Origin of the sequence: Alicyclobacillus mali NBRC 102425 (assembly GCF_001570745.1) — a bacterium.
Lineage (GTDB): Bacteria > Bacillota > Bacilli > Alicyclobacillales > Alicyclobacillaceae > Alicyclobacillus > Alicyclobacillus mali.
Map to the genome: position 1 here is coordinate 1 of NZ_BCSG01000014.1, position 19,154 is coordinate 19,154.

17 protein-coding genes are annotated in these 19,154 nt (G+C 60.4%); 3 read left to right on the forward strand and 14 right to left on the reverse strand.

The window, feature by feature from the left end; translation table 11 throughout:
• The 7 genes from AMA01_RS05970 to AMA01_RS06000 all read right to left on the reverse strand — a co-directional run.
• A partial coding sequence (locus tag AMA01_RS05970) for an AMP-binding protein (RefSeq protein WP_156468417.1) occupies positions 1-595 on the reverse strand: 595 nt, incomplete at its 3' end.
• Between the two features lie 15 nt (positions 596-610).
• Positions 611-1,753, reverse strand: a complete 1,143-nt coding sequence (locus AMA01_RS05975; RefSeq protein ID WP_082744017.1) for an iron-containing alcohol dehydrogenase — start codon at positions 1,751-1,753, stop codon at positions 611-613.
• Positions 1,754-1,771: 18 nt separating this feature from the next.
• Positions 1,772-3,217 (reverse strand): aldehyde dehydrogenase family protein, encoded by a 1,446-nt coding sequence (locus AMA01_RS05980; protein ID WP_067848843.1) that lies wholly within the window; start codon positions 3,215-3,217, stop codon positions 1,772-1,774.
• 27 nt (positions 3,218-3,244) lie between these two features.
• Entirely contained in the window at positions 3,245-4,558 is a 1,314-nt protein-coding gene (locus AMA01_RS05985; protein WP_067848845.1) for an MFS transporter, read from the reverse strand.
• 25 nt (positions 4,559-4,583) lie between these two features.
• Entirely contained in the window at positions 4,584-5,438 is an 855-nt protein-coding gene (locus AMA01_RS05990; RefSeq protein WP_231862841.1) for a R2-like ligand-binding oxidase, read from the reverse strand.
• Positions 5,439-5,443: 5 nt separating this feature from the next.
• On the reverse strand, positions 5,444-6,865 hold the full coding sequence (locus AMA01_RS05995; RefSeq protein ID WP_067848851.1) for a UbiD family decarboxylase: 1,422 nt from the start codon (positions 6,863-6,865) through the stop codon (positions 5,444-5,446).
• A gap of 73 nt (positions 6,866-6,938) precedes the next feature.
• A complete protein-coding gene (locus tag AMA01_RS06000; protein ID WP_067848854.1) occupies positions 6,939-7,532 on the reverse strand; it encodes a UbiX family flavin prenyltransferase in 594 nt (197 codons plus the stop codon).
• 220 nt (positions 7,533-7,752) lie between these two features.
• Here AMA01_RS06000 and AMA01_RS06005 point away from each other — a divergent pair, with 220 nt between their 5' ends.
• On the forward strand, positions 7,753-8,103 hold the full coding sequence (locus tag AMA01_RS06005) for a hypothetical protein (protein ID WP_067848856.1): 351 nt from the start codon (positions 7,753-7,755) through the stop codon (positions 8,101-8,103).
• A gap of 76 nt (positions 8,104-8,179) precedes the next feature.
• On the opposite strand, the gene AMA01_RS06010 is transcribed toward AMA01_RS06005, so the two are convergent.
• Positions 8,180-10,210 carry an ATP-dependent Clp protease ATP-binding subunit gene (locus AMA01_RS06010; RefSeq protein WP_067848858.1) on the reverse strand — a complete coding sequence of 677 codons (2,031 nt, stop codon included), beginning with the start codon at positions 10,208-10,210 and terminating at the stop codon, positions 8,180-8,182.
• A gap of 276 nt (positions 10,211-10,486) precedes the next feature.
• Here AMA01_RS06010 and AMA01_RS06015 point away from each other — a divergent pair, with 276 nt between their 5' ends.
• Positions 10,487-11,071, forward strand: coding sequence for a hypothetical protein (locus AMA01_RS06015; protein ID WP_231862842.1), 585 nt, complete (start codon positions 10,487-10,489; stop codon positions 11,069-11,071).
• A 20-nt stretch (positions 11,072-11,091) separates the two neighbouring features.
• Here the strand turns inward: AMA01_RS06015 and AMA01_RS06020 are convergent, their stop codons facing one another.
• The 5 genes from AMA01_RS06020 to mmgD all read right to left on the reverse strand — a co-directional run bounded on the left by AMA01_RS06020 (position 11,092) and on the right by mmgD (position 16,288).
• A complete protein-coding gene (locus AMA01_RS06020; RefSeq protein ID WP_067848868.1) occupies positions 11,092-11,292 on the reverse strand; it encodes a hypothetical protein in 201 nt (66 codons plus the stop codon).
• A 117-nt stretch (positions 11,293-11,409) separates the two neighbouring features.
• Positions 11,410-12,633: a threonine ammonia-lyase gene (gene ilvA, locus AMA01_RS06025; protein WP_067848870.1), complete on the reverse strand. Its 1,224-nt coding sequence runs from the start codon at positions 12,631-12,633 to the stop codon at positions 11,410-11,412.
• A 49-nt stretch (positions 12,634-12,682) separates the two neighbouring features.
• The gene (gene prpB / locus AMA01_RS06030; RefSeq protein ID WP_067848874.1) at positions 12,683-13,606 is read right to left on the reverse strand and encodes a methylisocitrate lyase; all 924 of its coding nucleotides are present in this window, start codon (positions 13,604-13,606) and stop codon (positions 12,683-12,685) included.
• 15 nt (positions 13,607-13,621) lie between these two features.
• On the reverse strand, positions 13,622-15,067 hold the full coding sequence (locus tag AMA01_RS06035; RefSeq protein ID WP_067848877.1) for a bifunctional 2-methylcitrate dehydratase/aconitate hydratase: 1,446 nt from the start codon (positions 15,065-15,067) through the stop codon (positions 13,622-13,624).
• Positions 15,068-15,175: 108 nt separating this feature from the next.
• Positions 15,176-16,288, reverse strand: a complete 1,113-nt coding sequence (gene mmgD, locus AMA01_RS06040) for a citrate synthase (protein ID WP_067848880.1) — start codon at positions 16,286-16,288, stop codon at positions 15,176-15,178.
• Between the two features lie 221 nt (positions 16,289-16,509).
• Here mmgD and AMA01_RS06045 point away from each other — a divergent pair, with 221 nt between their 5' ends.
• Entirely contained in the window at positions 16,510-17,895 is a 1,386-nt protein-coding gene (locus AMA01_RS06045) for an MFS transporter (RefSeq protein ID WP_230088236.1), read from the forward strand.
• On the opposite strand, the gene AMA01_RS06050 is transcribed toward AMA01_RS06045, so the two are convergent.
• Complete coding sequence (locus tag AMA01_RS06050) at positions 17,858-19,114, reverse strand: MFS transporter (protein ID WP_067848886.1); 1,257 nt, start codon at positions 19,112-19,114, stop codon at positions 17,858-17,860. The genes AMA01_RS06045 and AMA01_RS06050 overlap by 38 nt on opposite strands.
• Positions 19,115-19,154: the final 40 nt, after the last annotated feature.

The window sequence follows — 19,154 nt, forward strand, 5'->3', positions numbered from 1 at the left end:
TCATGACATCAGATCGATCATATCGATTCTGAATGATCTGTGACATGGTGGACACGTATTCACTCTTATGCGATTTTGGCACGCCTTTTGGATGGCCTGAGGTTCCAGACGTATAAAGCATGACGGCCGGATCGTCATCCTCGATCGGAACAGCGTCAAACGAAGGTGTTCCGTTGCGCACAAGTTCGCCCCACGTGACGTCACCATCATCCGGGTCAAGACTTACATAAATAGGTTTTTCAAGAAGATTAATATATCTCAGAGCGTTCCTCGTGGCGCGCTCGAAACAGATGAGCTTCGGTTCTACATCCAGAATGCAGCGTTCCAGATCTCCGGGTGCCATATGATAGTTGAGAGGCACGAACACGGCACCGAGCTTCTGCACGGCCCAGAAAAGTATCACGGTCTGTTGCCGATTTTTCATCAGGGCTATCACGCGATCTCGCCGCCGGACACCAAGCTTGTGCAGCGCGTGAGCGACGCGGTTCACCGCTGCATGCAGATCACGGTAGCTCAGGGCGTGATCGCCCTCAATGAGCGCGATGGCCTGAGGCTCCCTCGCCGCCGCCATCTCAAACATGCGCGCCAGATTCACCGCGCACCGCCTCCATCACCAGAGAGACTCCACCAAACTCAGAACATCCCGCTCGCTCGCCGGGCGGGGATTGTGGCTCAACTGGACGCTCGACAGGGTTTGACGCGCGATACTCCCCAACGCGTCCTTGGTCACTCCAACGTCGCGCAGCCTCGAGGGCAGCCCTATGGCGCGAGCAAGTCGTTCGACGATCTCGGCCGCATCACCACCTCCGATTCTCTCGCCTTCCATGAGAATGTCTGCCGCGCGACGATACTTTTCAACACACACCTGTGCGTTATATCGAATCACAGCTGGCAGGCAGATTCCGATCGCAACCCCGTGCGGCACATGCGCATGCCCCGATACTGCGGCCGCGATAGCGTGGGTCAGTCCAAGATACGCGTGATTGAACGCAATTCCTGCATAGAGGCTTGCCTCCGCCATGGCCCGGCGCGCCCACGCATCCGTTCCGTCCACGACAGCCCGAACTAGGTTCGCCCCCACAAAGTCCATCGCCCGTTCCGCAAGCGCATCCGAAAAAGGCGTCGCTTGCCGCGATACGTACGCCTCCAAGGCGTGCGCCAACACGTCGATCCCACTCGCGGCAGTCACTTTAGGCGGGACACTGTGAGTGAGCAGCGGATCCACCAGCGCCACATCCGCCGCGAGATACGGGCTTGTAACCGTGACCTTCACCTGATGCTCCCAGTCGGAGTACACGCCAAAGAAAGTCACCTCGCTACCAGTTCCAGCGGTGGTCGGAATGGCGCACAATCGCATGCGAAGCGGTCCCGGAATCATCTCCGCGCGGATCCCAGCGAACCTGCGAAGGTCGCCTCCGAGCTCTGCCACAACACGAGCCCCCTTCGCGACGTCGATCGCGGACCCCCCGCCGACGGCCAACAACACTTCCACTCTTGCTTCGCAGCACAGGGAGGCCACGCGATGAACTGTCTCCACGCTTGGATCGGGCTCCACATCCGCGTAGACATACACATCATGACACGCCTCACGCGCCAAGGTCTCCACTTGGCTCGCGACACCAGACTGCATGAGGCCGGGATCCGTTACGACCATCGCCCGTGAAGCCCTCATCTCGCGCAGCACACGAGGCAATTGTTGGGTGACGCCCTCACCAAATGTCACGCGTGTTGGGATGTGAATTCCGTATGCCATAGGCTCATCTCCATTAGCTCACACGTCCAGCGTGAGGTGAATATGCTTCAATTCGGTGAACTCGTACAACCCCTCGATACCCCGAGAACGGCCGAGCCCACTCATCTTGTAGCCGCCGGACTCTGCCTCCGCGTAATTCCGGTTATAGCCGTTCAACCATACGGTCCCAGCTTGCAGATCACGGGCCACCCGGAAAGCCCGATCTAAATCCTTCGTCCAAATGCCTGCCACCAGCCCGTAGCGCGTGGCATTCGCAAGGCGAATCGCTTCCTCTTCCGATTCAAACTTCTCCACAACCAGCACAGGCCCGAAGATTTCCTCTTGCACCACCGAACAATCGACGGGTACGTCCGCGATCACGGTTGGCTCTATAAAATGGCCGCAATGGTAAGGCGGCTGCGAGAGACGCCTCCCACCGGCGATGACGCGGCCTCGGCGACGCCCTTCCTCGATGAACGCAAGAATGGCCTTTAGTTGCGTTTCCGAAATCACAGGCCCCATGTCTGTCGATTCGTCCAGCGGCATGCCGACCCGAAGCGACTCCGCGTAAGACTTCGCAAGCCCCAATGCTTGCTCGTACACCGACGCCTCTACCAAAAGTCGGGATCCAGCCATACAGATTTGGCCGCTGGTCATAAAAACGGACCTGCATGCGGTGGACACAGAGCGCTCAAGATCGCAGTCAGCAAACAAGATGTTGGGGGATTTTCCCCCGAGCTCTAGAGCGACCTTCTTCACGTAACGGCTAGCCTTAGCCATGAGTTCTTGTCCGATTTCAGTGCTCCCGGTGAACGCGATCATATCGACATCGGGATGATCCACCAGAGCAGCACCCACGATGCTGCCCTTGCCCGTGACGAGTTGCAGAATGCCCGGCGGAAAGAGACCGAGATCCGCAGCAAGTTCGACCAAGGCTGCTGTGACTGCACCCGTGCGTTCCGCCGGTTTGATAATGGCGGCGTTTCCGGCAGCAAGGCAGGGCGCAAGATCGCGCAACAACAGGAGAACCGGCCAGTTCCAAGGCGTGATTACTCCCACAACACCGACAGGTTCCCGCATCAAAAAGCCATATGCGTCGCGAGACGGTTGAAACGTTCGCCCGCATACATTGCGAGCCATCACGCTGTTGTATCGCAATGCGTCGACAGCACTCGCGATCTCAGCGCGAGCTTCGCGGATGGGCTTGCCGTTTTCGTGGGACAAGAGATGTGCCAGATTCTCCTGCTTGCTCTCGATGGCATTCGCCCACGCAGCAAGGGCCCGTGATCGCGCGTGTGAGTTCATCGCCCAATCCGTAGCGTGGAAAGCGGAGCGAGCCGCTGCCACGGCCCGCTCCACGTCATCCTTCGTGGAGGACTGCGTCCTGGCGACAAGGTGGCCCGTCGCCGGGTCAGTCGAGTCACACGTCTCTCCTGAACTCGATAACTGCCAAGTGCCTGCAATGTAATTCTGATAGGTCTTCATTGGGTAATCCTCCTGCCAGGCGTCAACTTACTCGAAGTGCCCCCGAGTCTCCGGAATGACCAGTGCGCCGATTACGTACAAGGCCAGCGCCGCCATGAGAAAAATCGTGAGTGCTGTCGGGATGTTGGAGGTGGTACCCGCTGCTAACGACACAAAAGTTGGAAGCATTCCGCCTACGGCAAAGCCCATATTCCACGACAATCCAGTACCCGTCGAGCGCACTTTTGTGGGAAAGCGCTCGTTCAAGAACGCCACGATGGGCGCATACGCTGCATTGCCGAGGAAGACCAAGATCAGTGCATACGCTATCAATGCTCCCGGAGCATGTGTGGTTGCCATTCCATGGTAAAGGAATGGAACAGCGACAAGCGCGATCACGCCGGTTGTCAAAAACACGGGTTTTCTCCCGACGAGTTCGCTGAGATGTCCCACCAATACAGCCGCAAGGATGACGACGAGACTGGCGGCAATTAACGCCATGGAGGCGGTGGCATGCGGAGGTTTGTTGACGACTTTGAAGAACGTAGGAAGGTAACCAGACGTGAGATAATAACCGCTTCCTCCGCCAACCGTGATCATTAGGTTGACAAACAGGATCCGCCGGTACGTCGTGAAGACCGAGCGAACGGGCGCTTTCGGGGCCTCCTGAGCTTCCACGTGTTTTGCCTGCTGCCAAAGCGGAGACTCTTCGAGCGAGTTGAACACAAACACCCCGAGGAGGCCGCTCAGGATACCGGAGAAAAACATGCATCTCCATCCCCAGACGTCAAATGCCGGCCCCGGAAACACGGAGGACCAAATCGCATAAACAATGGAGGCGATGAGTGAGCCTATCCCCGCTCCTCCGCCGCCGATGAGTCCTGACACCAGCCCACGCCATTTCGGCGACACCGACTCGGTTCCAATGGTGTGCGTGGACGCGACGACGCCTCCAACGCAGATCCCTTGGCAGAGGCGGAGGAATAGGAATAGAATCGGCGCCAAGGCTCCTATCTGGTGAACCGTAGGGAGTGCTCCAAAGAGCGCTGTTAGAATACCCACGCCGACCACCGCCGTGATCATCGCGCGCTTGCGGCCGAACCGGTCGGCAAACGATCCGAATAGCCCACTTCCGAGCGGCCGCATTAACAGGGTGACGGCGAAGGAGCCGTAGACAGACGCGAGCGAAAGCGTGGGATTGCTGGATGGGAAGAACAGCTTCCCGACGTCTGGCGCAACATATAAGAGGACAAACAGGTCGAACAAGTCCAGAGACCAGCCGAGAAGGGACGCAATGGTCGCCGTCACCACTTGCTTTCGTGTTGGTTGAACGGCGTATGGGCTAGCCGTCGAAATGGACATTCAAATCCTCCTCATCGTGAAATTCCTACTCCAACGCTCCTTGCCAGTGTGTACCGAATATGTCGCGCATGCGCCGTTCATACATTTCCATCAGTCGCTCAATGCCTCGCTCCTCCACCGGTGGGTCATAACAGACCCCGTCCACCTCGATGGGCTGGCCGTACCTCGAACGTATGAACGGCAAATACGCCTGATAGATATCGCGGATTCTCGCCGCGAGCACCGCATCCCGCTCGGCGTAATGGCGTAGAACCCGCATGCCGAACCCCACGTGTCGACCTTCGTCGCGCTGAATGTTTCGAAAGCCCTGGGAGAGTCCGGGAAAGAGACCGTGCTTACCAAATACGTGCACAAAGATGTGGTAGCCCGCGTTCGCTTGGACACCTTCGATGATGCCTTGATAGTGCGTAAACGCTTCCACCAGACGCGTGGCTCTCTCTCCTTCTGGGGCTTCCAGGCTGGCAAGCAATTGTCGCGAGCGTTCATACAATGAGTCGTGTACGGGGTTCGCGAGTCTGCGTTTTGGACTGGAGACCCCGAAAACTTCTTCGAAGTACCGGGAGAAGAAATCTGTGTGCTTAAACTCTTCAACCAGTTGTGTGCTCAAATACGCTTGCTGCCAGGTTGAAGACACGGACATAATCCAAGGACAGAAGAGCCGAGCCACATTCTCCTCGGCGTGATAGAAGGCCCCGCAGAAAGACTCCAAATAGGCGCGCATCCCTGGGCTCAGGCGCTGATAGTCCAATTTGTCCTGAGACAGATCGATTTTTGAAGGGTCCCAAGTTCCAAAAGCAACCGCCTTTCGCCAGAGTCTGCGAGCCGCCTCATCCAGTGAATCCTCTGGATGGCCAAGATCGACATCTTCGACATCCATCATGTTGCTCACTCGCCTTCCTCGAACGAATTCTTCAGCCCGTATCGGCTCCAATCCATCTCTGCGAATCCCGGAATCGCGATACGTCGAAAACGAAACGAATCCGCGTTCAAGGGTACCGTGCAGTCGAGCCCCATCTTGCTGCCGACACCATCGTCCGTCGACGGATCGAGCTTGGACCCCTGGCTGTTTGACACCAGGACCAGGTCCCGATCCGCTTGAAACCGGGTGGCGATCGCCCACTCCACCTCCTCGGGGTTGTAGATATCCACGTCCTGGTCCACCACCACCACGTGCTTGATGTCAAAGCTGTTGGCCAGCGCCGCGAGGATCGCGTTTTTACCTTGACCTTCCTCTGTCTTGCGAATGGAAATCACCGCGTGGTATCGACAGGATCCCCCGGGCGTCATGTGAACCGCACGAACTGTGGGAACCAGTTGGCGCACGGTCTCAAACAAACTGGCCTCCCGAGGAATGCCGCCAAGCAAGAGATGCTCGTATCCCGCCGGAACAATTGTGTGATACACCGGATTTTCGCGCATCAACACCCCCGTCACTTCAATCACGTGCTTGTCGGACCGCGGTCCGTAATAGCGAGGGAATTCGCCGAACGGACCCTCGGGCTCCCGAACATCCGGCAGAATACGTCCTTCGATGACGATCTCTGCTTCCGCTGGCACATCGACATCGACAGTCCGGCAGCGGACGACCGGAAGCGGTTCGCCGCGCAGGGCACTCGCAATCTCGAGTTCATCGACACCGAACGGAGTACTGGCCTGGGAAGCAAGGAGAGTCGCAGGATCGACGCCGATGACCACAGCGCATTCGAGTGGCCTGCCGGCCGCCTCGGCTTGGCGAAACAGGTGAAGCGTGTGACGGGGAAGAAGCAGCACCCCCATCCTGTTCGGCCCGGTCACCTGCAAGCGATGAATCGCCACGTTCTGCTTTCGGGTGGATGGATCACGAACGATGACAAGTCCCGCGGTGATATACGGCCCCGCGTCGTGTTCGTGATGCGTCGGAATCGGAAGCGTTTTCAAGAGGTCGATCTCGTCCACTTGAACCTGATGGTACACAGGCGCCTCCGTTTCCATGACCCGCACCACCGGCACGGGTTGCTCGCATGCCTCCCGAAACTTGTGGACGAGATCAACCTGCCCACATCCGAGCGCCTCTGCAATCCAACGTCTGTGCGACACAAGTCCGCTGGCGACCGGCACGGGGGCCCCGTCCGTCCGGTGAAACAGGACAGCCTTCTGCCCATCGACCCGCTTGGCAATGGCTGCGACTTCATACCGCAAGCTCACTTCAACCTCAACATCCAGTAACCGGTCCGTGTTCCGCAAGTGTTGTAGCCAAGCCCGAAACGAAAGAAACGCCACGGCATTCGCCCCCCTGACACGCCGATTGCGGCGTGTGATATGGATCATAGACGGAATTAATCATCATGTGAATCATCCATTGATAACTCGTAAATAAAGTGAATTTTCCTCAAGCAAATCTTCATAGCAGGGGTGACTCGTCGGCAGCGTCCCGTTGTGAGGATGGCTCGCCCCATCGCGGAACTGGCATCGAGAGACCAAATTGATCGAGGATACGCCCTACGATGTGGTCGATCACGTCATCCAACGTGCGCGGGCGATGATAAAATCCCAACACAGGAGGAAAGATTACTGCGCCGGCTCGCGCGAGCGCCTGCATGTTTTCCAAGTGAAGCTCGTGAAGCGGTGCCTCGCGAACCACGAGCACCAGAGGCCGCCGTTCTTTCAACGTGACATCGGCGGCTCGAACGATCAGGTTGTCGCTCAGCCCCATGCGAATGGCGGCCATGGTCTTCATGCTGCAGGGCACGATAACCATTCCGTCCGTTCGATACGAGCCACTTGCGACGGAGGCGGCTAAGTTATCCAATCGATGGACTGTCGCCGCGAGCCGATGAAGGTCTGGCAACGAAAGTTGCGTTTCAAGCTTCAACGTCGTTTCTGCCCACCGCGAGCAAATCAGATGCGTCTCCACGCCGAGATCGCGAAGAGCCTGAAGTGTACGGACCGCAAGCGGCGCCCCTGTGGCACCCGTCATACCGACCACGATACGCATGGTAAACCGTCTCCTGAGTCGTCTCACCGAGTAGACCTGAGTATACCGAAGGACGCGGTCTGTCAGTTTTCAAAACGGACTCGACCCAATTTTGAGATTTTGCCGCTCGAACGACGTCTGCTTCTTCCGACCTCGGATTCACAGTGCGGTACCCCCGGCATCGACCGCGACGACACAGCGACTCAGGGCATACGGTGCGATTAGGTTGGGGGGTGAGACCATGTGTACAAGAGCTGAATGCGAGCGCCTCGTAGGGCGCTGGGTCACGTTTCGCACCCCATACGGACAGCATCAGGGGCTGATCGAGCGGGTGACAGCCGACGGCCGTGTGATTGTGTTGTCGCCCCGCTCCCAGGCCGTGCCGTCCCTCATTCTCGCCAGTGGCGATCCGGCAGATCTCGATCCCGCTCTCGCATACGGAGGATTTGGCGCAGGTCCCATGGGTGGCCCAGGCTATGGCGCTGCCCCTTACGGCGCCCCAGGCATGGGATACGGTTATGGAGGCGCGTGGGTGCGCTGGGCCGTGCCGTTTCTCATCATCTACGCGCTCTTCGGGCTCTTCTTCTGGTAATCGGAAAAGAAAGGCGCGGGAACCCCGACACCCGGGTGTCCCGCGCTCTTCGTTCATGCTGGTTTTGATACGTCATTCATGCTGACGGCGCCGTCTCAAGTGCCCGCGCCACCAACGCATCTCCTTCGACATCCAAGCGCACGCTGCGCACCTCTTCGTCGATCAACTGGTCCGCGATGGGGTCTTCGACGTACGTCTGGATGGTGCGGCGGAGCGGCCGCGCGCCGAAGGCCGGATGATAACCGCGCGCCGCCAACCAGGGCACGGCCTCCTCGCTCCACGAAAGCGTCACCCCGCGCGCCGCCAGAAGCTCGCGCACCTCTGCGAGCATCAGCTCGACGATTCGCTGCACCTCCGCCTGCCCCAGGGCACGGAACCGGACAATGGCGTCAAACCGGTTGAGAAACTCCGGCTTGAAGTAGGCCGACAGATCGCCGAGATCGACATCGGCGCGCACTTCCTCTTCGGGCGCTATTGCAAAGCCTACATGGCTCTTCCGCTCCACCTCGCCTGCATTCGACGTCATGATGATGAGCGTGTCCTTGAAGCTCACGGTGCGCCCTTGGCTGTCGGTCAAGCGCCCATCCTCCATGATCTGGAGGAAGATGTGCTGCACATCCGGGTGCGCCTTTTCGATCTCGTCCACCAAAATGAGACTGTACGGGTGGCGACGAACCTGCTCCGTCAACTGGCCCGCCTGCTCGTAGCCGACGTACCCGGGCGGCGCGCCGATGAGCTTCGACACCGAATGCTTCTCCATGTACTCGCTCATGTCGAGCCGGATCATCGCGTCCTTCGATCCGAAGAGAAGTTCCGCGAGCCTCCGGGCCATCTCGGTCTTCCCGACGCCCGTGGGACCGACGAAGAGGAAGCTGCCAATGGGCCGGTCGCCCCTGCGCAACCCCACGCGGCTGCGGCGAATGGCGCGCGCGACTTGGCGAACGGCCTCGTCCTGGCCGATCACGACGGCGGCGAGATCGGCCTCCAGGTTCTTGAGCTTGGCCTGCTCATCGGCCTGCATCCGCGTCACCGGGATGCCCGTCTTGGCCTCGACAATGGCCGCAATCTGCTCCTCGTCGACGACGGGCACATCCGGTGCACCTGCCGCACGAGCCAGTTCCGAGCGTAGCTTCTCCTCTTCAGCCTTCAACGCGGCCGCGCGCTCGTACGCCTCCTGGCGAATGGCCATCTCCTTTTCCCTCGCGATGGCGGCGAGGCGCTCTTCAATGCTCGCGCGATCTCCGCCGTACTGCAGGTTGGCCTTCGATCCGGCCTCATCCATCAGGTCGATGGCCTTGTCGGGAAGGAAGCGATCGCCAATATAGCGGTGAGACAGCGTCACGCACGCGCGAATGGCAGCATCCGTGTAGCGCACGCCGTGATATGCCTCGTACCGCGGCCGCAGCCCGTCGAGGATGCGCACGGCGTCCTCGACGGACGGCTCGTCCACCATCACGGGCTGGAACCTGCGCTCGAGCGCCGGATCCTTCTCGATTTGACGATATTCGTCGAGCGTCGTGGCCCCAATGACCTGTATATCCCCGCGCGCCAACGCAGGCTTGAGAATGTTCCCCGCGTCGAGCCCGCCCTGCGAGGCCCCGGCCCCGACCAACAGATGGATCTCGTCGATGAACGCAATGACGTCCTGGCGAGACTCGAGTTCGGCGATGAGCTGCTTCATGCGGCTCTCGAATTGGCCCCGAATCCCGGTGTCCGCCACCAGTGAAGCCACGTCGAGCGCATAAATCGTCTTGCCCAAAAGCTTCTTCGGCACCCTCCCTTCCGCGATGCGGAGGGCGATACCTTCGACGATAGCGGTCTTACCCACGCCCGGCTCACCGATGAGGACGGGGTTGTTCTTGTTGCGCCGATTCAGGATTTCCAGCGTGCGCTCGATCTCGTCCTCGCGGCCGATCAGCGGATCGATCTTCCCCGCTTTCGCCATCTCGGTGAGATTGCGGCCGAACTGTTCGAGCACGCCGCCGTTTCTGGCACCGCCGGACAGCATGTGCGCGGGCTGCCCCATAGGTTGGCCGCTCATTTGACGAAACAAATCATCCAGCGGGAAATTGCCGCCCAAGATGAACTCTGGATTGATGAATGGCATCATGGCCACCTCCAGCCTTACGAACATCAGCATAGACGTCAGCGGCTGAAACGCGAATCCGCGTGGTCTGAAAGACCGCGCCCGCCCCATCTCAGCCACCGATTGATATTGACTAACTTTGACCTTTTGCAGCCTTTCGGTTGACTTTGTCTTTCCTTGACCAATTATAACACGGTGTTCCCCATTTGCAACACTTTTTTCGCGCGCACGGTGGTTCCAAGGCGAGAGATCGCGTTATCATAAGGATACTCCACAGGCGAGGTGAGCCCTTTGTTGGTGATTCTTCTGCTCGTCGTGATCGTCATTCTGCTGGTGCTTCTGTTCGCTCGCCGAAACCAGAGCGGCCCCGTGTACCGCCGCGGACCATTCCAGTCGTATCAGAGCGGCCCGTACCATCAGGGCCCGTTTCAGTCCAATTACGGACCGAATTACGGCCCAACGTACGACGTGACACCGCCGTACGGCGGATACCGCCCCGGGTTTGGCGGCGCCGGTTCGTTCCTCGGTGGCATGGCGGCCGGTGCGCTGTTGTCGTGGCTGTTCGAGCAAGGCCGGATCGACGCCATGCAGTACGATATGTTCCGCCAGATGGAAGATCAGCAGATGATCGACGCGCTTCTGCAGCAGAACATCATTCAGCAGGACGAGATCGACCAGTTGCAACAGCAGATGATGATGGACCACGGCGACTTGTACGATCCGAACGGAAACCCGGTGGATCCGGGACAGGCTCAGGACTGGGGATCGGCTGAGCCCTGGGACAACCAGGTGGATTTTCGCGACGACGGTTTTCAGAACGGGCCGTTTGATGACAATGGGCCGTTTGACGACCCGAACAATAACGGCGGGGGCTGGGTCTAAACCCGGCCCTCTTTTAATGCCTACCGAGCGTTTTGCGCTCGCTCACTCATCAAAGAGAACAACTCTGTCCCGAGTTGCAGGACAATCTGCTGATGAAGCGGAGATGGGCTGGCGAGCATGTACGGCAGCCCTTCGAGGAGTTTCCACCGCTTGGGTCCATCCCACTCCAGGTAGTCTCGGTATTTGTATCGAACGTCGCCTTTGCGCTCCGGCTTGGACACCCCTCCACCTCCCTCGTTCGACCTCATCATACCGTGAGAAAGAGGCACTAGATCACCGAGCAGCGAGAGACCGCGCCCATCGCGGCCAACGGGCCCGGCCTCGCGCCCGAGCGGCCATCAATCGCGGATGACCGGCTCGTAACCCGCCTGGCGCAGCGTGTCGCAGATCAGGCGGATATGGGCGTGATCGCGCGTCTCAAGGTCGATCTCGACCTCCGTCTGCCCGAGGTGGATGTGCGATCCCACGCGCTGATGGTGCACCGTGAGCACGTTCGCGCGGAGCCGGGCGACGATGTCGAGCAGGTCCCGCAGCGCGCCCACGCGGTCCTGAATCGTCACGGCGAGGCGCAGGTAACGCCCCGATTCCACAAGCCCGTGTTCGATGATCCGCGACAGCACCACCACGTCGACGTTGCCACCGGACAGCACGGCCACCACCTTGCCGAGCCCCGCCGGCACCTTTTTCCCCAGCACCGCCGCGATGGTGGTGGCCGCGGCGCCCTCCACCACCAGCTTCGACCGCTCCATGAGCAAAATCATCGCGCGGGCGATCTCGTCCTCCTCCACGACGATCACGTCGTCGATGTACCGCTTCGCAGCCTCGAATGTCAGCGCACCTGGCCGTCTCACCGCGATGCCGTCCGCGATGGTCGGCTCGCCCGGCACGGTCTCGATGGCGCCGAGATCGAGCGCGTGGCGAAATGCCGGCACGGCCTTTGCCTGAACGCCGTAGATTTTCACGTCCGGGCGCAGCGATTTGAGCGCGATGGCGATCCCCGCCGCGAGACCGCCGCCCCCCATCGGCACGATGACGGCGCTCACGTCAGGCAATTGCTCCGCGATCTCGAGACCAATGGTGCCCTGGCCAGAGATGATGTCGGGATCGTCAAACGCGTGAATGTAGGTAAGCCCCTCGCGCATGGCGATCTCGCTCGCGTGACCGTAGGCCGCGTCGTAGTCGTCGCCGTGGAGCACCACGCGCGCCCCGTACCGCTGCGTGGCCATAATTTTGGCGAGGCTCGCCCCTTCCGGCATCACGATGGTGCATGGAACGCCGCGCCCTCGCGCCGCGTAGGCGACGCCCTGCGCGTGATTGCCCGCGGACGCAGCGACGACGCCAGCGAGGGTGCCCATCTCCGCCAGCGCCGTGATCTTGTTCAGCGCGCCGCGCAACTTGAACGATCCCGTCTTCTGCAAGTTCTCCAGTTTGAGATAGACATCGTTGTCGGCGAGACGCGAAAAAGTTTCCGAGTAGTCGAGCGGCGTATACAGCACGCTCCCTCGAATCCGCTCTCTCGCCCGTTCGATGTCCTGCAAGGTGGGTAGCGACCGATCCTGCAACCGCCTCTTCCTCCCCAAAGAAGGCGGGCCCGAAAGGCCCGCCCCGTGCTCATCCGTCCGCGCGCTTCATCGAATCCTCGAGCACCGTCTTGGCGATGTGCTCGTCGAGCGCCTCATAATCGAAATAGCGAATGGTCTTGTACAGCTCCTCGCGCGACTGCATCTCCGACAGGAAGGACTTCTGCGTTCCCTCCCGCTGAATCGCTTCGAACACGCGCTCAATGGCCTTTGCCGCCACGCGGACGCTCGTCACGGGATAAATGACCATGCGATAGCCCCACGACTCAAACTGGTCCGCGGTGTAGTAGGGCGTCTTGCCAAATTCCGTCATGTTCGCGAGTAGCGGAACAGGAACCCGCTCCGCAACATAGCGAAACTCCTCTTCCGTCGTCAAGGCCTCGGGGAATACGGCGTCCGCGCCTGCTGCCACATACCGATTCGCGCGCTCCACCAGCGCTTCGAGTCCTTCCACGCTTTTGGCGTCGGATCGCGCCACCACCACAAGCGTCGGCGCCACCGTCTTCAACATGCGGATCTTCTCCACCATCTCCGACGGCTCGACGAGTTTCTTGCCGTTCAAGTGCCCGCACTTTTTGGGCATCACCTGATCCTCAATCTGCACCGCCGCCACGCGCGCTTCGACCATCTCCTTCGCGGTGCGCGCCACGTTGAGCACGCCGCCGTACCCTGTGTCGATGTCCACGAGCACCGGCAGGCCGGAAGCCCGGACGAGATCGGCCGCGCGCTCGGCCACTTCGTTCGAGTAGACGATGCCGAGATCCGGCAGCCCACGACTCGCCGTGTACGCCGCGCCGGACAGGTAGATGGCTTCAAACCCCGCCTGCTTGGCGATCCGCGCCGTCAGCCCGTCGTGCGCGCCGGGAATTTTGAGAATCCGCCGTTCCCGCATGCGCTCCAGGAACCGCTTGGCCAGTTCCTCCTGGCTCGGTTGCTCTTCCACCAGCCACGCCAAGGTTCACGCCTCCCCTCAGATGACAAACAGATCCATGAACTCGTCGACCGGCGTCTCGTGCAGCCGGTTTGCGTCCAGACACAGGTCGAGGATGCGCTCGGCGCGCTTCTCCGGAAAGCGCGTCAGCAGGTTCGCGCGGAACTTTTCAATGACCTTCGGCAGCCCTTCCGCGCGGCGGCGGCGATGGCCGATGGGATACTCCACTTCCACCTTGTCGGTGTGCGATCCGTCGCGGAAGAAGATCTGAACCGCGTTCGCGATGGAGCGCTTGTCCGGATCGAGGTACTCCTTGCTGTAGCGCGGATCCTCGACGACCTCCATCTTCTCCCGCAGCGCGTCGATGCGCGGGTCGCTCGCCGTCTCGTCCTCGTAGTGCTCCGCCCGCAGATCCCCGTAGATGAGCCCCACGGCGACCATGTATTGGATACAGTGATCCCGATCCGCCGGATTGTGAAGCGGCCCCTTCTTGTCGATGATCCGGATGGCGGACTCGTGCGTCGTGATGACGATGCGCTCGATCTCGTCGAGGCGGTCTTTCACGAGCGGATGCAACTGGAACGCGCACTCCACCGCCGTCTGCGCATGGAACTCGGCGGGGAAGGAGATCTTCAAAAGCACGTTCTCCATCACGTATGAGCCGAGCGGCCGCGCCAGCACAATGGGCTTGCCGCCCATGACGACGTCGTTGAAACCCCACTGCGGCGCGGTCAGCGCGCTCGGGTAGCCCATCTCGTCGCGCAGCGCCATGAACGCGAGCCACACGGCGCGGCTCGTCGCGTCGCCCGCCGCCCACGACTTGCGGGATCCCGTGTTTGGCGCGTGGCGATACGTGCGGAGCGGCGCGTTGTCGATCCACGCGTTGGAGATGGCGTTCTGAATCTGCTCCCTTGAACCGCCGAGCATCGCCGTGGTGACGGCGGTCGAAGCCACTTTCACGAACAGGACGTGATCGAGCCCGCGGCGATTCAGGCTGTTCTCGAGCGCGAGCACGCCCTGAATCTCGTGCGCCTGCACCATCCGCTCGAGCAATTGGCGCACCGTCAACGGTTTTTGGCCTCGCCTGCGCGCCTCCCGGCTCAGGTAGTCCGCCACAGCCAAGATGCCGCCCAGGTTGTCCGACGGGTGGCCCCATTCCATGGCGAGCCACGTGTCGTTGTAGTCGAGCCAGCGGATCATCGCGCCGATGTTGAACGCGGCCTGGACCGGATCGAGCTCGTACTTCGTGCCTGGCACGCGTACGCCCCCCGGCATGGCGGCCCCAGGCACGTACGGCCCGATGTGCTTCGCGCATTCCGGGAAGGAGAGCGCGAGCAAACCCACCCCAAGGGTGTCCATGAGCACGTGGCGCGCGATGTGAAGCGCCTCGTCGCTCGCGACTTCCGGCTTCATCACGTAGTCCGTCATCTGCACCATCACGTCGTCAAACGGGCGACCGCCCTGGCGATCCACGGTTCCACTCATCGTCAATCCTCCTGACATTTCACCGCAGGTCTGAACACAGCAAAGTGCCGGGCGGCAGCGCCGCCCGCTGATACGTTCGACTATGGAAACGTCGGCTCCCCCGCCGATTTACGCCTTCAGGCCGCGCGGCCCATTGTACAACACGCGCGGGCGGAAAATGCGGTTGTTCGCCAACTGCTCCATGACGTGCGCCGAAAGCCCCACGACGCGCGCCGCGAAGAACACCGGCGTGAAGAGCGGAACCGGGATACCGAGCATGTACATGACCGGCGCCGCGTAGTAGTCGAGGTTCGGATACAGCCCCTTCTCCTCCCGCATGATGGTCTCGCCGGCCACGCACATGTCAAGCCACTTCTTGGCCTCGGGATTCGATCCGGCCATCTCTTGCAGCGCTTCCTTCATCATCTGGGCGCGAGGATCCATTTTGCGCATGTACACGCGATGGCCGAACCCCATGATCTTCTCCTTGTGCGCGAGCTTTTCCCGGATCAGCCGTTCGAAGCCTTCCACCGTCTCGGCTTCGAGCAACATCTCCATGACCGCCTCGTTCGCGCCGCCGTGCAGAGGTCCCTTGAGCGAGGCCACCGCGCCCGTCAGCGCCCCGTACATGTCGGACAGCGTGGACGTGATGACGCGCGCCGCGAAGGTGGAGTTCGGCAGTTCGTGTTCGCAGTAGACCATGAGCACCTGATCAAAGTATTTGACCTCATCCGAACTTGGCTCGCGGCCGGTGATCATGTACAGTCCATTCGCGACAAATGACAGCTCTTCCTTGGGCGGAATTGGATCTCCACCGTGCGCGATGTGATGACTCGCCGCGACAATCTGCGGCACCTGGGCCAGGAGTCGCAGTGCGCGCTCGCGGTTCGCCGCGGGAGACGGATCGTCAAGATTCGGGTCAAAGCCCGAAAGAGCCGACACGCCGGTGCGCAACATGTCCATGGGGTGCGTGGTCGGCGGCAACTGCTTGAGGATAGCCCAGATGTTCAGCGGCACCTGGCCATGCGACTTCAGCGCGCGCTCAAATTCTCGCCGTTCCTCGTCGTTAGGCAAGCGCTTGTCAATCAGCAAGCCAATGATATCAATATACGACACTTTCTTGGCGAGATCGATCAGGTCGTATCCACGCAGGACAATCTCTTCGTGATCGACATCCAGGAACGAGATCTCCGTCTCACACGCGATCACGTTCTCCAAACCGGGTCTGTACGCTTCGGACATGTGCGAGCCTCCTCGTCGGGCGCCCACGGGCCGTGACAGCAGACAGGCGCCTCGTTTCGATAGCGGTTACATAGCCTCATTATACAGGAACTAGGCCGAGAAGGCGGTTTGGCAGTGTGTTCAGAGAAGTTTGACGGTTGTATAATGAAAGCGTGTACTAGGATTCATGACCTGCCCAGGGAGGTGATGAACGCGGGCGGGAAAACGTCAGAAAGCGAGGGATGGTCTTGTCTACACCCATGGTGGCCGCGCGCCTCAATCAGATGCCCCTCACGCGGTGGCACAAGCGCATCGCCGTGATCGTCGGCATCAGTTTGTTCTTTGACCTGTTCGACATCTACCTCTCCGGTGTCCTCGGCACGGTGCTGACGGGCGCATTCCACATCCCCAAGTCGGAACAGGCGCTCCTGCTCTCATCCGCATTTCTCGGCATGTTCATCGGCAGCATCGGTTTCAATGCGCTGGCCGATCGCGTCGGGCGAAAAGCCGCGTTTCTCGGCATTTTGTCGACCTACTCCGTGTTCACGTTCATCGCGGCCTTCAGCCCCAATGCGGCCTTCTTGATTGTCTTCCGATTCCTCGCCGGACTTGGCATCGGTGCGCTGTTGCCACTCTGCGACGTGTACCTGAGCGAGATCTTCCCTGCGCATAACCGCGGGCGGATCATGGCGTGGACGTATACGCTCGAATTCTGTGCGACGCCGGTGGAAGGGTTTTTGGCACGTGCCCTCGTGACCACCCACTTTCTCATGGCGGGGTGGAGATGGCTGTTTGTCATCGGTTCCATCGGCGCCATCATCGTGTGGGCGATGCAGCGGCATCTGCCTGAGTCACCGCGGTGGCTCGAGTCTGCGGGTAGGCATCAGGACGCGGAACGGATCCTCGCGCGTTTTCTCGAGGAGGCCCCGTCATCGGCCACGCAGGTTAAGGGGCCAACAGCAAATGTGGTGGAACCGAAGCGCGTGCCGCTCGGAACGTTGTTCACGCCGACGTACGCGAAGCGGACCATCATGCTTTGGATTTTTCAAATCCTCCAAACCTTCGGCTACTACGGCTTTGGCACGCTTGTTCCTCTGGTCCTGGCGAGCAAGGGCCTGACCATCACCACGTCGCTCACCTATGCGGCGGTCAGCTTCATCGGCTATCCCATCGGCTCTCTGCTGTCTGTGCCCATCGTGGAGCGCATCGAGCGCAAGTGGATCGTCGTGGGGGCCGCGTTTTGCATGGCCGTATTCGGCATTCTCTTCGGGATGACCGCACAGCCGGCGCTGATCATGCTGTTTGGATTCCTCTACACGTTGTCCAGCAACATCTTCTCGAATGGCTATCACATCTTTCAGGCAGAGATTTACCCGACAGCCGTTCGGGCCACGGCTGTCGGCACGGCTTACAGCCTGAGCCGCCTGATGAGCGGCCTGATGCCGTTCATCCTGCTGCCCGTGCTGCACGCGCACGGGGCAACGGCGATGTTCTCCGTCGTGGCCGGCGCCATGGTACTCTTGATGATCGACGTGGGGGCACTTGGGCCGAAGACGACGGGACGAGCGCTGGAGGATGTCAATGAGCGCGTCATCGTTCAGGAACAGGGACCAAACGTCGGGATGTGAGCCCAAAACGGCTTAAAGTGAATGGACTTTGAAAGCGAAGATGGCAGGGGCACGAATTCGCCCTTGCCATCTTCATCGTGTTGGGACACTTCTTGTCACGCAACGGATTCTTGCGCGGCTTCTTCCAGGGGAAGGGCTCTGGTTTCAGGAAGCAAGACCCATGTGCAGACCGCCGCAATGGCACACAGGGCACCCAACAGGAGAATGGCCGTTCCTTCACCCACCTTGGCAAATAACGGGGGAAAGACGAAGGCCGTGATGGCCGCGCCCACCCGCCCGGACGCGACAGTCCAGCCTTGGACGGTTCCTCGAATTTTGGTCGGCACCAGTTCCACGCCGAGCATGCCAGAGGCGGACACGGAGCCGGGCCCCATCTGCGACATGAGGTTCTGTGCGCCATAAAGCAAAAGGCCAATCCACGGGCCAGCGAAATGCACTCGCAGCAAACTGAGAGCACAAGGCTCACGCCCATGCCCATAAAACCTACAATTTGCATAGGCTTGCGACCAACGCGGTCAATCAGTGCGAGGCCCACCAGTGCCCCGGGCACGGTGAACGCGAGTTCCATGACCACCTGAAACAGGCCAGACGAAACGCCCAAGCTTTTGGCGATTAGGTTGGGGCCAAACAGGATGCTGGAATAGGCGACGAGATCGAACAGGAACCACAGCAGGCACGCCGTCACGATGCGCTTCGCATGCGTCCTGAAGTAGAAGACCGCGGATGTGTCGTCCCGCTTCACGGGCGCAATGGAAGCTGGCTGACCCACGACAAATTCCACCACTCGTTCGTACTCCGCTGCACTCCCTTCCATACGCGCCACGTAGCGTGGTGTCTCTGGCAACCGGCGCCGGAGGTAGATGACCGATGCGGATGGTACGGCCCCGAGACCAAGGACGATACGCCACACCCAATCCGAAGGAACGCCGCAGGCATTCAAGAGCATGGTCACGAGGCAGGCAACCGCCGCGCCGATGCCCCACGTGAGCCCAAACCCGAGCGCCAGGCTCTTGCCGCGATCGCGCGCATTGGCGTTTTCGCCCATGATCACCGGCGACAGCACGTAGTCGGCTCCCACGCCAAACCCGAGGAGAAAGCGAATCGCAATTAGTTGATCGATGTTCTGCACGAACGCCTGAGCCAATGCGGCGATGGTGAGGACCAGCACATCCAACCCGTAGAACCGCTTGCGGCCTCGGTTGGCGAGCGGCCCGAACACAAGCGAACGTCCCCTTTGCAAATCGTAAAGAAAGGAAAAA

Excerpts from the sequence above, each read along its gene's own strand:
- AMA01_RS05975 (WP_082744017.1), bottom strand. The coding sequence starts at position 1,753 with ATGGCATACGGAATTCACATCCCAACACGCGTGACATTTGGTGAGGGC.
- AMA01_RS05980 (WP_067848843.1), bottom strand. The coding sequence starts at position 3,217 with ATGAAGACCTATCAGAATTACATTGCAGGCACTTGGCAGTTATCGAGT.
- AMA01_RS05985 (WP_067848845.1), bottom strand. The coding sequence starts at position 4,558 with ATGTCCATTTCGACGGCTAGCCCATACGCCGTTCAACCAACACGAAAG.
- AMA01_RS05990 (WP_231862841.1), bottom strand. The coding sequence starts at position 5,438 with ATGATGGATGTCGAAGATGTCGATCTTGGCCATCCAGAGGATTCACTG.
- AMA01_RS05995 (WP_067848851.1), bottom strand. The coding sequence starts at position 6,865 with ATGATCCATATCACACGCCGCAATCGGCGTGTCAGGGGGGCGAATGCC.
- AMA01_RS06000 (WP_067848854.1), bottom strand. The coding sequence starts at position 7,532 with ATGCGTATCGTGGTCGGTATGACGGGTGCCACAGGGGCGCCGCTTGCG.
- AMA01_RS06005 (WP_067848856.1), top strand. The coding sequence starts at position 7,753 with ATGTGTACAAGAGCTGAATGCGAGCGCCTCGTAGGGCGCTGGGTCACG.
- AMA01_RS06010 (WP_067848858.1), bottom strand. The coding sequence starts at position 10,210 with ATGCCATTCATCAATCCAGAGTTCATCTTGGGCGGCAATTTCCCGCTG.
- AMA01_RS06035 (WP_067848877.1), bottom strand. The coding sequence starts at position 15,067 with ATGAGTGGAACCGTGGATCGCCAGGGCGGTCGCCCGTTTGACGACGTG.
- mmgD (WP_067848880.1), bottom strand. The coding sequence starts at position 16,288 with ATGTCCGAAGCGTACAGACCCGGTTTGGAGAACGTGATCGCGTGTGAG.
- AMA01_RS06045 (WP_230088236.1), top strand. The coding sequence starts at position 16,510 with ATGGTCTTGTCTACACCCATGGTGGCCGCGCGCCTCAATCAGATGCCC.